2 protein-coding genes are annotated in these 16,389 nt (G+C 69.0%); both read left to right on the forward strand.

All coding sequences use genetic code 11. The features are described from left to right. Nucleotides 1-15,009 (forward strand): amino acid adenylation domain-containing protein (locus ACFU5M_RS31570; protein WP_379054736.1); only part of this gene is annotated, 15,009 nt, incomplete at its 5' end. 237 nt (nt 15,010-15,246) lie between these two features. Next, nucleotides 15,247-16,236: an alpha/beta hydrolase gene (locus tag ACFU5M_RS31575; RefSeq protein WP_379054738.1), complete on the forward strand. Its 990-nt coding sequence runs from the start codon at nt 15,247-15,249 to the stop codon at nt 16,234-16,236. Nucleotides 16,237-16,389: the final 153 nt, after the last annotated feature.

The following is a 16,389-nucleotide window of genomic DNA, read 5'->3' on the forward strand; positions in this document are numbered from 1 at the left end:
GTCGCGGATGTGGTCGAGCGTCATGAGACGTTGCGGACGGTGTATCCGGCGGTGGACGGTACCGGCTACCAGGTCGTCGTGCCTGCCGCGCAGGCCGTCCCCGACCTCGCGCCGAAACCCGTCGCCGAGCACGAGCTGACGGTTTGGCTGCGTGGCATCGCGCTGACCGGTTTCGATGTCGCGGCGGAGGTGCCGCTGCGCGTCGCGCTGGCCGAGATCGGCCCCGACGACCACGTGATCGTGGTGGTGGTGCACCACATCGCCGCCGACGGCGCCTCGGTCGCGCCGTTTCTGCGGGATCTGCTCAGCGCGTTCCTCTCCCGGCGCAACGGGGCGAGGCCATCCTGGGAACCGCTGCCGGTGCAGTACGCGGACTACACGCTGTGGCAGCGCGCGCTGCTCGGCGACGAGAACGACCCCGATTCGGTCGCCGCGGCCCAGATCGCCTACTGGCGTCGCGCGTTGGCGGGCGTCCCTGACCGGATCGACCTACCCTCGGATCGGCCGCGCCCGTCCGTCGCCTCCGGCCGAGGCGCGGAGTACACCTTCGCCGTGGACGCCGCGGTGCATCGAGGTCTCGCCGACCTGGCGCACAGCGCGGGCGCCTCGGAGTTCATGGTGGTGCACAGCGCACTGGCGGTGCTGCTCGCCCGGCTCACCGGCACCCACGACATCACCGTCGGCACGCCAGTGGCGGGCCGTGGCGAGCGGGAACTCGACGCGCTGATCGGCATGTTCGTCAACACGCTGGTGCTGCGCACCCGCATCGACCTCGGCGCGTCGTTCCGTGCGCTGCTCGACCAGACGAAGGAAACGGCCCTCGGCGCGTTCTCGCACGCCGAGTTGCCGTTCGAGCGGTTGGTCGAGGTGCTGGACCCGGTGCGGTCCCAGGCGCACCATCCGCTGTTCCAGGTGGCGCTGTTCTACCAGAACATGAGCAGGCCCGAGATCGATCTGCCCGGACTGTCCGCTCGGGTGGTCGAGCTCGATGGCGCCATGGCGAAATTCGATCTGCAATTGACCGTGGTGCCCGACGCCGAGGGGCAGGCCACGGGTTTCACCGCGACGTTCACCTACGCCACCGACCTGTTCGACGAGCGGACGATCGCCGGGTTCGCCTGGCGGCTGGAGCGGCTGCTGGCGGTCGCCGTCGCCGAGCCGGATCTGCCGATCGGCGCGATCGACCTGCTCGCTCCCGTGGAGCGCGAACGCATCCTGCTCGAATGGAACAGCACCCGGTATCCGGTGCCCGCCGAGTTGCTGCTCGACGGGTACCGGCGTGCGGCGGAGGCGTACGCGGACGAGGTCGCCCTTGTGTACGAGGGTGTCGAGCTGACGTTCCGTGCGTTCGATGCGCGGGTGAATCGGTTGGCGCGGTTGTTGATTTCGCAGGGTGTGGGTGCGGAGTCGTTGGTGGGGTTGGCGGTTCGCCGGTCGTTGGATCTCGTGGTGGGGATGTATGCGATCGTGGCGGCGGGTGGGGCGTATGTGCCGTTGGATCCGGATCATCCGGCCGAACGCATCGCCCACATCCTCGAAACGGCACAGCCGATCTGTGTGCTCACCACCTCCACCGACGTGGTCGACGTGCCGGAGGGCACCGCGGTGCTGCTGCTGGACGCTCTGGATCCGAATCGGTTCGACGACGGGCCGGTGCGCGCAGAGGAACTGGTGCGCCCGGTCTCGCCGCACCATCCGGCCTACGTGATCTTCACCTCGGGGTCGACCGGCCGCCCCAAGGGCGTGGCGATCTCGCACTTCGCGATCCAGAACCAGATCAGCTGGATGCTCGCGGCGTATCCACTCGACGCCGACGACGTGTACTTGCAGAAGACTGCGACGACGTTCGACGTCTCGCTGTGGGGCTACTTCATGCCGCTGCGCGTGGGCGCGAAGCTGGTCCTCGCCACGCACGACGGACATCGCGATCCGGTGTACGTAGCGGAAACCATTGCCGCCCAAGGCGTGACGGTGACCGACTTCGTGCCGTCCATGCTGGCGGTCTTCGCCGCGCACACCGCACCCGGCTCGTGCCCCACCTTGCGCGACATCTTCGTGATCGGCGAGGCGCTGCCACCGGAGACCGTCGCCGCGGTACGCGCGGTGACCGACGCCGCCGTGCACAACCTCTACGGCCCCACCGAAGCGGCGGTGTCGGTGACCTACTGGCCCGCGACCGCCGTGGACGAGCGGTCCGTGCCGATCGGCGTTCCGCAGTGGAATACCCAGGTGTACGTCCTGGACTCGCGTCTGCAACCGGTGCCGGCAGGAGTTCCGGGCGAACTGTATCTCGCGGGTGATCAGCTGGCCCGCGGCTACGTGCGGCGTCCCGATCTCACCGCCGACCGATTCGTGGCCGACCCGTTCGGACACGGCGAGCGGATGTACCGCACCGGTGACCTGGTGGTTTGGCGCGCCGCGACCGAAGTGCTGCCGCATCGGCTCGACTTTCTCGGACGCACCGATTTCCAGGTGAAGTTCCGCGGTCAGCGGATCGAGCTGGGCGAGATCGAGACGGCGCTGCTGGCGCAGCCCTCGGTGAGCCAGGCCGTGGCAGTGGTCGCGTCTTCGTCGCTGGGCGACCAATTGGTCGCCTACACGGTGCCCGCGCCGGGGCACTCGATCGAGCAGGCCGAATTACTGGCGGCCATCGGTGAAACGCTGCCCGTCTATATGGTGCCGGCCGCGATCGTCGCGTTGGAGGCGTTGCCGCTCAACCCCAGCGGCAAGCTCGACCGAAAGGCTCTGCCCGAGCCGATCTTCACCGCGCGCGAATTCCGTGCGCCCGCGACGGCGGTCGAGGAGATCGTGGCTGGGGTGTTCGGTGAGGTGCTCGGGCTGAATCGGGTTGGGGCGGAGGATGATTTCTTCGCGCTGGGCGGTAATTCGCTGGTGGCCACGCAGGTGGTGGCGCGTCTGGGCGCGGCGGTGGGTGCGCGGGTTCCGGTTCGGACACTGTTCGAGGCGCCGACGGTGGCGGCGCTGGCGGCGGCGCTCGAGTCGCATGCTTCTGGTGAGCGTCGGGTGGAGTTGGGCAGTATTGCCCGGCCTGAGCGGTTGCCGTTGTCGCTGGCGCAGCGGCGGATGTGGTTTCTCAACCGGTTCGATCAGTCCGATGATGCTGCCGGACAGATCGGTTCGGCTGCCTATAATCTGCCGTTCGCGTTGCGGTTGACCGGTGCGCTGGATGTGGCCGCGCTCGGTGCGGCGTTGCGTGATGTCGTCGCGCGGCACGAGGTGTTGCGCACGGTGTATCCGGAGACCCCGGACGGTCCGGTGCAGGTGATACTGCCCGCCGCGCAGGTCGACGTGGACCTCGCTCCGCGCGTGCTGGCCGAGTCCGACGTGGCGAGCAGCGTGTACGCCTTGGCGGCGACTCCGTTCGATGTGACGGCCGAGGTGCCGTTGCGGGCCGTGCTCATCCAGGTCGACGGCGTGCCAGACACGTATGTGCTCGTGGTGGTGGTGCACCACATCGCGGCGGACGCGTCGTCGATGGGTCCGCTGGTGCGGGATGTGATGATCGCTTACGCGGCCCGTATCGCGGGTGATGCCCCGGGGTGGTTGCCGTTGCGGGTGCAGTACGCGGATTACGCGTTGTGGCAGCGGGTGGTGTTGGGGGAGGAGTCGGATCCGGACTCGATCGCGGCTCGGCAGATCGCGTTCTGGCGTGGTGAGTTGGCTGGTCTTCCCGACTTGCTGGAGTTGCCGACCGACCGGCCGCGTCCGGCGGTGGCGTCGCTGGCCGGTGCGCGAGTGGATGTCGCGATCGATGCGGCGACGCATGCGGGGCTGGTCGAACTAGCTCGTGCGCACGGCGCGACGTTGTTCATGGTGGTGCACACGGCGTTCGCGGTGCTGCTGGCTCGGTTGTCCGGTTCGGACGATATCGCTATCGGCACGCCGGTCGCGGGCCGTGGTGAGCGTGAACTCGACGATTTGATCGGGATGTTCGTCAATACTCTGGTGTTCCGGTCGCGGTTCGACGGTGGCGAGTCGTTCGCGGATGTCCTCGCCCGTCAACGGGATATCGATCTGGCTGCGTTCGCGCATGCGGATGTGCCGTTCGAGCGGTTGGTGGAGGTGTTGAATCCGCCGCGGTCGACGGCGCGTCATCCGTTGTTTCAGGTGGGGTTGTCTTTTCAGAATGTTGCTCGTGCGGCGTTGGAGTTGCCGGGTTTGACGGTGGCGGGTGTGGATGCCGATGTGGATGTGTCGCAGTTCGATCTGCATTTGATTGTCGGTGATGCTTATGAGGAGTCGGGTGCGGCTGCTGGTATCGGTGGGTTTTTGACGTATGCGACCGATCTTTTCGATCGGGCGACGGTGGAGGGTTTCGTGGCGCGGTTCTCGCGCGTCCTCGCGTCCGTGGTCGCTGATGCGAACGTTGTGGTCGGTGACGTCGAACTGCTCGCCGAGGCCGAACGACACGACGTGCTCGCGCGCTGGAACGACACCACCCATCCGGTGGAGTCCGCCCTGACACTGGGATCACTGCTGCGCCGGACCGTCGCGGCGGCGCCGGACGCGGTCGCACTGGTCGCGGACCTGCCGGACGGCGAACGGGTCGAACTGAGCTACGCCGAACTGGCCGCCCGGGTGAATCGACTAGCCCGTTACCTCATCTCGGTTGGTGTCGGCCCCGAGACTCGGGTGGCGCTCGCGTTCCGCCGATCGGTGGACCTGGTCGTGGCGATGTACGCGGTGGCCGAGGCCGGTGGGGCGTACGTACCGGTCGACCCCGACCAAGCCACCGAGCGAACCGACTACATCCTCTCCGCCGCCGCCCCCGTATGCGTGTTGAGCAATGCGGAGTCGGACTTCGATACCGAAGTCGCGCCGGTGGTGCGGCTCGAAGACCTGGAACTGAGCGCGGTCGCGAGCGCGCCGATCACCGACTCCGAGCGGGGCGCACCCCTGCGGCCGGAGAACACGGCTTACGTCATCTTCACCTCGGGTTCGACCGGTCGCCCGAAGGGCGTCGCGGTGCCGCACGCGGCGATCGTGAATCAGTTGCTCTGGAAGACGGCGGAATTCGGGCTGGCCGAGAACGATTCGGTGCTGCTGAAGACGGCGGCGACGTTCGATTTGTCGGTGTGGGAGTTCTGGTCGGCTGCGGTGTGTGGTGGTCGTCTGGTGATCGCTTCGCCGGATGGTCATCGGGATCCGGCGTATCTGAACGACTTGATGGCGCGCGAGTCGGTCACCACCCTTCATGTGGTGCCGTCGATGCTGGACACGCTGTTGGTGCACCGGGCGACGGCGGACCGATCGCTGCGGCGGGTGTTGGCGATCGGTGAGGCGTTGCCGGGTTCGTTGGCGCAGCGGTTCCTGCGGGAGAACCCGCGCACGGAACTGTTCAATCTTTATGGTCCGACCGAGGCGGCGGTGTCGATCACCAGCCACCGGGTGACCCTGGCCGATGAGACGTCGGTGTCGATCGGTGCGCCGGAGTGGAACAGCCAGGTTTATGTCCTCGACTCCCGCTTGCGGCCGGTGCCGGTGGGTGTTTCCGGTGAGTTGTATTTGGCTGGTGCGCAGTTGGCGCGTGGTTATTTCGGTCGTGCGGATTTGACGGCGGATCGGTTTGTGGCGAATCCGTTCGAGTCCGGTGTGCGGATGTATCGCACGGGTGATTTGGTCGCGTGGAACGGTCACGGCGAGCTGGAGTACCGGGGACGTACGGACTTCCAGGTGAAGGTTCGTGGTTTCCGTATCGAGTTGGGTGAGATCGAGGCTGCGTTGTTGGCGTTGCCGGAGGTTGCGCAGGCGGCGGTGATCGCGAAGTCGGATCCGAAGACCGGTGACCGTTTGGTGGCTTACATCGTTCCTGCCGGTGCTGGTTTTGAGGGTGATACCGCTGCCGCTGCTGATGGTGGCGCCGATGCCGATGCCGATGCCGATGCCGATGCGGGTGTCGCTGGCGTTGCCGATGCGGGTGTCGCTGGCGTTGCCGGTGTGGGTGTCGCTGGCGTTGCTGGTGCCCGTGTCAGTGGCGTTGCTGGTGCTGGTGTCGGGGCTCCTGGCGGTGTCCCTGCCGCTGTCGCTGTCGCTGCCGCTGCCGCTGCCGGTGTGGGTGTCGCTGGCGTTGCTGGTGCGGGTGCTGGTGGCGGTGTGGATGTGGCTCGGGTGAAGTCGGAGCTTGCTGCTGTTGTGCCGTCGTACATGGTGCCGTCGGTGTTCGTGGTGTTGGATGTTTTGCCGTTGAACGTCAATGGCAAGCTGGATCGTAAGGCGTTGCCGGAGCCGGAGTTCGAGGTTCAGGTCTTTCGTGTGCCGTCGACTCCGATCGAGGAGATCGTGGCTTCGGTGTATGCCGAGGTGCTCGGGGTGGAGCGGGTGGGTGCCGACGACGATTTCTTCGTGCTGGGTGGTAACTCGCTGTTGGCGACGCAGGTGGCGGCGCGTGTTGGTGCGGCGTTGGATACTCGTGTTCCGGTGCGTGTGATTTTCGAGGCCGCGACCGTGGCCGGACTCGCCACGAAAGTCGAACGGGGCTTCGGTGCACGCAAGCGCACCCCCCTGGTCGCCGGACCGCGGCCCGACCGTATCCCGTTGTCGTTCGCGCAGCAGCGCATGTGGTTCCTCAACCAGTTCGACACCTCGGCCTCCGTCTACAACATCCCCGCCGCCATCCGCTTGTCCGGCGATCTCGACGTGGCCGCGTTGCAGGACGCCGTCGCCGACATCGTCGCGCGCCACGAAATCTTGCGCACGATCTACCCGCAGACGCCGGACGGGCCGGTGCAGCGGGTCCTCGCTCCGCACGAAGTGCCGGTGGATCTGGCACCCGTGCGACTCGATGATGAGCACATCGGGCACGAGGCGCAGCGGATCGTCGCCGCGGGCTTCGACGTGACCACCGAGGTGCCGTTCCGCACGAGGCTGTTCCAGCTCGCGGACGCCGAGTACGTGCTGGTCTTCGTCGCGCACCACATCAGCGCCGACGGCTGGTCGATGGGCCCGCTGACCAGGGACCTGATGCTGGCCTACGTGGCGCGCAGCGGCGGCCGGGAGCCGTCCTGGGCGCCGCTGCCGGTCCAATACGCCGACTACGCGCTGTGGCAGCGCGAGGCGCTCGGCGCCGACGACGATCCCGAGTCGCTCGCGGGCGCGCAGCTGGCCTACTGGACGAACGAGCTCGCCGACCTGCCCGATGAGGTGAACCTGCCCGCGGACCGCCCGCGCCCGCCCGCCCAGTCCTTTGCGGGCGGTCGAACCGATTTCGTCGTGGACGCCGACGTGCACGCGGCGCTGGCCGATCTCGCGCGGCAGCACAACGCCACATTGTTCATGGTGGTGCACACCGCGTTCGCGGTCTTCGTGGCACGCCTGTCCGGTACCGACGACATCGCCATCGGCACGCCGGTCGCGGGCCGCGGTGAACCCGAACTCGACGACTTGATCGGCATGTTCGTCAACACGCTGGTGTTGCGCACCCGGGTCGCGTCCGATCTCGGCTTCACCGAACTGCTTGCCCGCACCAGGGAAACGGACCTGCGCGCCTTCGCCAACGCCGATATCCCGTTCGAGCGGCTGGTCGAGGCGCTCGACCCGGAACGCTCGGCCGGCCGCCACCCGCTGTTCCAGGTGGCTCTGTCGTTCGAGAACCTATCCGCTGCCGGCTTCGAACTACCCGGCCTGAGCTTCACTGCGCTCGACCCTGCGGCCGACACCGCCAAGTTCGACCTGCTGCTGACCATGCGCGAGCAGCGCACCGAGTCCGGTGCGGAAGCCGGTCTCGCCGCCGAATTCACTTACGCCCGAGACCTGTTCGACGAGCAGACCGTCGCCGACTTCGGCCGCAGGTTCCATCGTGTACTCTCCGCGATCGTCCGGCATCCCGGCACCGCCGTCGGCGATCTGGAGATCCTGGACGACTCGGAGCGCGCCGACCTGATCACCCGTGCCGGCGCACCCGCCGTGCCGGCGCGCACGCTGCCGGACCTGATGGCCGCCGCCGTCGCGGAGAACCCGGCCGGTGTCGCCGTGGTCGCCGACGACCGCACCTTCAGCTATGCCGAACTCGACGCGGCTTCCGCGCAATTGGCGCGTGCGCTGATCGACCGCGGCGCGGGGCCGGACGTACCGGTCGCGATCGCGATCCGTCGTTCGGTGGAATCCGTACTTTCCCTGTGGGCGGTGGCCAAGACCGGGGCGGCGTTCGTTCCGATCGACCCGACCTATCCGGCCGATCGCATCGCGCACATGGTCGTCGATTCCGGCGTGGTACTCGGGGTGACGCTCACCGCCGAGCTGGACAATCTGCCCGCCCTCGCCGGCGGCGCCTGGGTCGCCTTGGACGATCACGACTTCACCCACGACGTCGCCGTGCGCTCCGACCAGCCGTTGCGAGCCGCCGAACTGCGTGGACCGCTGCGCGCGGACAACGCCGCGTACGTGATCTACACTTCCGGCTCCACCGGTCTGCCCAAGGGCGTGGTGGTCACCCACGCCGGCCTGGCGAATTTCAGTGCCGAGCAGGTGGAGCGCTACCGGCTCGATCGATCCACCCGCGCTTTGGCATTCGCGTCCCCGTCGTTCGACGCGTCGATGCTGGAGCTGCTGCTGGCGCTCGGCACCGCGGGCGGGCTCGTGGTGGCGCCGCCGCTGACCTTCGGTGGCGAGGAACTGGCCGAGCTGATCCGCGCCGAGCGCGTCACGCACGCCTTCCTCACGCCCTCCGTGCTCGCCTCGCTCGATCCGGACGCGCTGCCGGGAATGCGGACCATCGTGGCGGGCGGTGAAGCGGTGCCTGCCGATCTGGCGGCGAAGTGGACGACCGTGCCGGGGCGCGACTTCCACAACGGCTACGGGCCGACCGAGACCACCGTCATGACCAACATCAGCGACCCGCTGCGGTCCGGCGAACCGGTCACCATCGGCGGTCCGATCCGCGGCATGCGGTCGCTGGTGCTCGACAGCAGGCTGCGTCCGGTGCCCGAAGGCGTCACGGGGGAACTGTATCTGGGCGGCGTCCAGCTCGCGCGCGGCTACCACGCTCGCCCCGCGCTGACCGCCGCCCGGTTCGTGGCCGACCCGTTCGGCGCTTCCGGCGAGCGTCTCTATCGCACCGGTGACTTGGTGCGCTGGCGCCGGGCGGGGGACGCGCCGGTGGTGGAGTACGTGGGCCGCAACGACTTCCAGGTGAAGGTGCGCGGTTTCCGCGTCGAACTCGGTGAGATCGACGCCGCGCTGGCGGCCCAGCCCGAGGTCGGCTTCGCCGTGACCCTCGGTCGCCCGACCGCGTCCGGCGCGACGATGCTGGTTTCCTACGTGCTGCCTGCCAGGGATGCCGCGGTGGATTCGGCCGTGCTGACCGAGCGGATCGGGCGCATGCTGCCGGAGTACATGGTTCCCACGGCTATCGTGGTGCTCGACAAGATCCCGTTGACGCCCGTGGGCAAGCTGGATCGCAAGGCGCTGCCGGAGCCGGAGTTGGACGTCCGCGCCTATCGCGCGCCGCGGACCCCGGCCGAATCGGTGATCGCCGAGGTGATCGGCGAGGTGCTCGGCGTCGAGCGGGTCGGCTCGGACGACGACTTCTTCGCTCTCGGCGGCGACAGCATCGTGTCCATCCAGGTGGTCTCCCGCGCACGCGCCCGCGGGGTGACCTTCTCGCCGCGCGATGTCTTCGAACACCGGACCGTCGCCGCGCTGGCTCGCGCCGCCGAGGTGGCGGGCGGCCCGCGCGACGAGGCGGGCGTACTACCGCTCACGCCGCACGCGGCGCGCATGCTGGACGAGGGCATCGAAGTGCGAGCCGTCGCCCTCGACGTCCCCGAGACCTGCCCCGTGGAGACGGTGCACGGTGCGGTGACCGCCGTGCTCGACCAGCACCCGATGCTGTGGGTACAGGTGCGGTACGACGACGAAGGCGCGGCGGTGCTGCGCATCCCGGCCGCCGCCGAACGTACCGGCGAGGCGTTCCGGCGACTGGACCCGCAGAGCGGCGAGACCTCGCTGCCCATCGACGACGTGGTGCAGGCGGTCGCGGCCGCTCTGGATCCCGAGCAGGGCCGCAACATCTACTTCGTGCTCACCGGCGGTCCCGAGGGCCGCTCCACGCTGATCGTCGTGGCCAGCAGCCTCGTGGTGGACGACGTGTCCTGGCGGGCCGTCGTCGACCAGCTCACCGCGCGATGGAACCGGGCACGCCACGCCGCGCCCGCGGGCCCCGAATCCGGACTCGGCACGCTCATCCGCACCCTGGCGGCCGAGGCGCACGATCCGGGCACGGTAGCCGAAATGGACTGGTGGCGGCGGGCTCTCGGTACCGTACCGGAGGGTGCAGGCAGTGACGGGCGAGATCTGCGCGCACGCAGCCGGGTGTCGCTCACCATCACGGCGGAAGGCGCGGAGGCCGTCGCCGCGGCTGCCGAGGCGTACCACGCCGGGGTGGACGACATCCTGCTCACCGCACTGGCGCTGGCCCTGCGGACCTCCGCGGGGGAGGCCGTCTCCCGCGCCATCGGTTCGGTCGTCCGGCTGCCCGCCGACGGTCGCGCGGCCACCGGAGCCGACGCGGAGGCAACGGTGGGCGGCTTCGTCACCGAGTATCCGCTCCCGCTGCGGTTGACCAGAATCGATATCGACGACGCTCTGATCGGCGGCCCGGCGGCGGGCGCGGCGATCGCGCAGATCAAGGAGCTGCGGCGGTCGGTGCCCTCGCGCGGTGTCGGCTACGGCCTGTTGCGCCACCTCAACGCCGAGACCGCCGCCGAACTGCGCGGTCTCGGCCACGGCCGGTTCGCGCTGCGCTATCGGGATCTGCGCCCGGCGCGGGTGCACACCGACATCCCCTCCGACGATCTGCTGCTCGTGCTCACCGTCGACGCCACGGACGACGGCCTGCTCGCCCGATTCGACTTCGCCACCGCCGCGTTCCGCGGCGAGGACGCGAAAACCTTCGCCGAACACTGGATTCGCGCACTCGGCGGCCTGGCCGAGCACGGTCTGCGTCCGGACGCGGGCGGCTTCACCCCGTCGGATTTCCCGCTGGTGCGGCTCAAGCAGCCCGATATCGATCGCTTCGCCCGCGCCTACCCGGACCTGTCCGACGCCTGGCCGCTCACGCCGCTGCAATCGGGCATGTTGTTCCACGCCCTGCTCGCGGAGCACTCGCTGGACGTCTACACCACGCAGTTCGTGCTCGATCTCGGCGGCGCGGTGGATGCCCGCCGGATGCAGGCGGCCGCGCAGGCGGTGCTGGACCGGCATGACAACCTGCGGGTCGCTTTCGCCGACGACAGCGAGGGCAAGCCCGTGCAGATCGTGCAGGATTCGCTGGAGGTGCCATGGCGGTTGATCGATCTGTGCCACCTGGAACCGGCCGCTGCCGCTGCCGAGCTGGAGCGGATCAAGGCGGCCGATCTGGCCGACCACTTCGACATGCGGACCGCGCCGCTGCTGCGTTTCGCGCTGATCCGCTCCGCCGCGGCCCGCTACCACCTGCTGGTGACCAGTCACCACATCCTCGTCGACGGCTGGTCCATGCCGCTGTTGATGAAGGATCTGCTCACGCTGTACGCGTTCGGCGGTAACTCCCGGCACCTGCCCGCGGTGCCGCCCTATCGCGACTACCTGGCGTGGCTGCTCGCGCAGGACACCGAAGCGGCCCGTGCCGCGTGGCGCGGCGCGCTGGCCGGTTTCACCGAGCCGACGCCGCTGGCGCCGGTCGACCCGGGCCGCGAGATCTCCGCGGGCGTCGGCGAAGTCGGTTTCGAGCTGTCCCAGTCCGATACCACCGCGCTGACCCGGCTCGCGTCGGGGCTCGGCGTCACGGTGAACACCGTGGTGCAGGCGGCCTGGGGTCTGCTGATCGGTCGGACCGTCGACCGCGACGACGTCGTCTTCGGCGCCACCGTGTCGGGCAGGCCGCCCCGGCTCGACGGCGTCGAGGCGATGGTCGGCCTGTTCCTCAACGCGATCCCGGTGCGGGTGCGCCTGGACGCCACCGGCACGCTGGCCGAGCTGCTGCGCCGGTTGCAGGCCGAACAGGCCGCGTTGCTGGACCACCACTTCTTGGGGCTGAGCGACATCCAGGAAGCCGTCGGCGTGGAGGGGTTGTTCGACTCGCTCGTCGTGTTCGAGTCGTTCCCGGTGGATCGGGAGGGCCTGGACCGGGCCGGCGCCATCGACGGCATGAACGTCGCCGGTGTCGGCGCGGTCACCGGCACCCACTATCCGTTCACGGTGATGGTGGTCCTGGACAGCCGGTTGCGCGTCTCGGTGAAATACCTGCGTGACGTGACCGATGAACCGGCGGCACTCACTCTCGCGCAGCGGCTCTCGGCGCTGATCGGCCGTTTCGTCACCACACCGCAGGCGCGTGTCGGCGAGATCGATGCGCTGCTGGACGACGAGTGCGCCGAGCTGTCCGCGCGCAACGCCACCGACGTGCCGGAATTCCTCGACGACGCGACATTGCTGTCGCTGTTCGACGCGCAGGTGGCGCGTACGCCGGACGCGCCCGCGGTGCGCTTCGGCGACACCACGCTCAGCTACGCCGACCTCGATTCGCGCGTCCGGTCCCTGGCCGTCGAGCTGATGCGCTGGGGAGTCGGCCCGGAGACGCTGGTCGCCGTGGCCATGCGGCGCGGCATCGATCTGGTGGTCGCGATCTACGCGGTGTTGCGGGCCGGCGGTGGCTACGTCCCGATCGATCCGGACCACCCGGCCGAGCGCAGCGAGTACGTTCTCGGCAGCGCCGCTCCGATCTGTGTCCTGACCACCACCGCGGACGCGTTCGACACCGCGACCGATGTGCCGGTGGTCGCGGTGGACACGCTGTATCTGGCGCCGTACGAAGGCCATCAGCCGCAGGACCAGGTATATCCGGACACCGTCGCCTATGTCGTCTACACCTCCGGCTCGACCGGTCGCCCCAAGGGCGTGATGGTCACGCACCGGCAGATGGTCAACCAGTTGCGCTGGGCGCAGTCGGCCTACCCGCACGGCAGCGGCGACGTGGTGCTGCACAAGACGCCGGTCACCTTCGACATCTCCGTCTGGGAGTTGCTCTGGCCGTTGCAGACCGGCGCGTCGATCGTGATCGCCGAACCGGACGGGCATCGCGACCCCGCCTACCTGGGTCGCGCCATCGTCGAGAACGCCGTCACCACGGTGCATTTCGTGCCGTCGATGCTGGACGCGTTCCTGGACCCCGTCGCCAACCCGTCCGCGGAGTACCCGTCGCTGCGGCGGGTCTTCGCCGCGGGCGAGGCGTTGACCGGGGAGACCGCGGCGACCTTCGCCGCGGCCGTGCCCGGCGCCGCGCTGATCAACTGGTACGGCCCGGCCGAGGCCACCGTGGTCACCGGCCATCCTGTGCGCGACACCGCCGCGGCCGCGGTCCCGATCGGCGTTCCGGTGGCCAACACCCGCGTGTACGTGCTCGACCGGCAATTACGGCCTGTGCCGCCGGGCGCGGCGGGCGAGTTGTACGTCGCGGGTGTGCAGCTGGCGCGCGGCTATCTCGGCGCCCCTGCCCTGACCGCCGAGCGTTTCGTCGCCCATACGGGCGGCGCCAGGCTCTATCGCACCGGCGATATCGTGCGCTGGCGCGACGGCACGCTGGATTATCTGAGCCGCAGCGACTTCCAGGTCAAACTGCGCGGCCAGCGCGTGGAACTCGGTGAGATCGAGGCCGTGCTGACCGGTCACCGGCAGGTGCGGCAGGCGGCGGTCTCGGTGGTGGGTGGCGTCACCGGTGACCGGCTGGTCGCGCATGTGGTCGCCGCGCCGGGCGAGGCCATCGACGCGGCCGCGTTGCTGGCGCACGCCCGCACCGCGTTGCCCTCGTACATGGTGCCCTCGGCTGTTGTCACGCTCGCCGAGCTTCCGCTCAACGCCAGCGGCAAACTGGACCGCAAGGCGCTGCCCGAGCCGCGGCTGGTGGCGCGTCCGTACCGCGCGCCCGGCACGCCGCTGGAGCGGACCGTGCTCGAGGTGTTCGACGAGGTGTTCGCACCCGGCGCCGGACAGCGGGTCGGCATGGACGACGACTTCTTCGACCTGGGCGGCACGTCGCTGGTCGCCACCCGCGCGGTCAGCAGGCTGCGCGCGCTCACCGGCGCGGAGGTGCGGGTGCAGTGGTTCTTCACCGATCCCACCCCGGCGGCGCTGGCCGCCCGTATCCTGGCCGCGCTGGCCGACGACCACGATTACGACCAGGATTCGAACGCGGCGCTCGGTGTGCTGCTGCCGATCCGCACCATGGTGCCGCACGACGTGGCCGCCGCCCAGCCGCTGTTCTGCCTGCATCCGATGTACGGGCTGTCCTGGTGCTATGCGGGTCTGGCGCGGTACGTGCCCGCGGGCACACCGATCTTCGGGCTGCAGTCGCCCGCGCTCACCGAAGAGACCTACCTGCCGGAGTCGCTCTCGGAGATGGCGCAGCGCTATGTGGCCGAGATCCGCGCGGTGCAGCCGCACGGCCCCTACCGGCTGCTCGGCTGGTCGCTCGGCGGTGTGCTGGCGCACGCGGTGGCGACCCGGTTGCAGGCCGCGGGGGAGGAGATCGGGCTGCTGACCATGCTCGACAGCCATCCCGACATCGACGTCACCGACTTCCGGGCCGCGATCCGTGAGGCGCTGGCCGAACTGGGCATCGGCGCGGACGCGCTGCTGCCCGGCAACGGCGACATCCACGATCTGAGCGAGGAGGCGCTGGCCGCGCTGCACGCCACCATCCCGCCGGACATGGCGGTGCTCACTCCCGACCGGGTGCGCCGGATCTACCGCAGCGCCGTGCGCTCGGCCGAGCTGATCGCCGAGCACCGGCCGGAAATCTTCCGCGGCCGACTGGACTACTTCAGTGCGCTCGGTCACGACACGGCGGCGGACGGCTGGCAAACCTACGTCGACGGCCGGGTCGACGATCATCCCGTCGGCGTCCCGCACGATCAGATGACGTCACCGGAAGCGCTGGCGCAGATCGGTCCTCGATTGTCCGAGTTGCTGGATCCCCCGCGGTGGGAAGCGACACGGAACATGGGGCGGTCATGATCGAACCGAAACCGTTCGGGCATGATGGGCAACGGTGCGGTAACGAAGTCCCCTGTCGTGACGACTACATAGGCCGTATGGTCGGGCGTGGTGCGTGGGCATCCATCCCGGCGCGTGGGGCATGCAGAGCGAATCTCGAGACGAAGCGAAGGTGCGAAATTGATACGTCGACAGAGCCGGCGCGGTGGCCTGCGGGTCGCGGCCGCGATCGCGGCAACCGCGGTGCTCGCGGGAGTGATGACCGGTTTCGGCGCGTCCAGCGCGACAGCTGATCCGATCATCGATTCCAAGAGTCTGCTGGGCAACCCGGTCGCCCCGGACGGCTCGCGTATCACCAAAGCCGAGTACAAGGACGAGCGCAGCATCCGCTTGTACGTGTACTCGGCGGCGATGGACGAGAAGGTCATCATCGACGTCCAGCGCCCGGCCGACGCCTCGGTGCCGCGTCCGACGCTGTACCTGCTCAACGGTGCGGGCGGCGGCGAGGACGAAGCCTCGTGGCAGGCGAAGACCGACGCGCTGCAGTTCCTGTCGGACAAGAACGTCAACGTGATCCAGCCGATCGGCGGCAAGTGGAGCTACTACACCGACTGGATCAAGGACGACCCGGTGCTCGGCCGCAACAAGTGGAAGACCTTCTTCACCGAGGAACTGCCCCCGCTGGTCGACGGCGCGCTGGGCACCAACGGCGTGAACGCCATCGCGGGCCTGTCCACCTCCGGCACCACGGTGCTGGCGCTGCCGATCTCCAAGCCGGGCCTGTACAAGGCGGCCGCGGCCTACAGCGGCTGCGCGCAGACCAGCGACCCCGTCGGCGCCGAGTTCGTGAAGCTGACCGTCGAGACCTGGGGCGGCGGCAACACCGAGAACATGTGGGGTCCGGAAGGCTCGCCCGACTGGGTGGCCAATGACCCGTACGTGAACGCCGAGGGTTTGCGCGGGCTCGACCTCTACATCTCCACCGGCAACGGCCTGCCCGGCCAGTACGACACGCTCAACGGCCAGTACGCCCTCCCCGGCGCGTACGGCCTGGCCAACCAGATCGTCATCGGCGGCGTGATCGAGGCGGGCACCAACTACTGCACGCACAACCTGCAGAACAAGCTGAACGAGCTGGGCATCCCGGCCACCTACAACTTCCGTAACTCGGGCACCCACTCGTGGGGCTACTGGCGCGACGAGTTCCAGATGTCGTGGCCGGTGCTCGCGAAGGGTCTCGGTATCTGACCTCCACCGCGCTGGTGCGCAGAGCCGGGACGCCCGGCTGAATTCTCCGACCGCCTGGTCGCCGTACATCGGCAACCAGGCGGTCGGTTTTTATGGGGCGAGCGTCAACGAAAAGTTCGGTAACCCGTAAAATTCTGTTCGTGGGTATAACAC

It is taken from the genome of Nocardia sp. NPDC057455 (assembly GCF_042802775.1).
Lineage (GTDB): Bacteria > Actinomycetota > Actinomycetes > Mycobacteriales > Mycobacteriaceae > Nocardia.

Bases quoted from the DNA above. Each gene is read 5' to 3' on its own strand.
- ACFU5M_RS31575 (WP_379054738.1), top strand. From the start codon at position 15,247: ATGACCGGTTTCGGCGCGTCCAGCGCGACAGCTGATCCGATCATCGAT.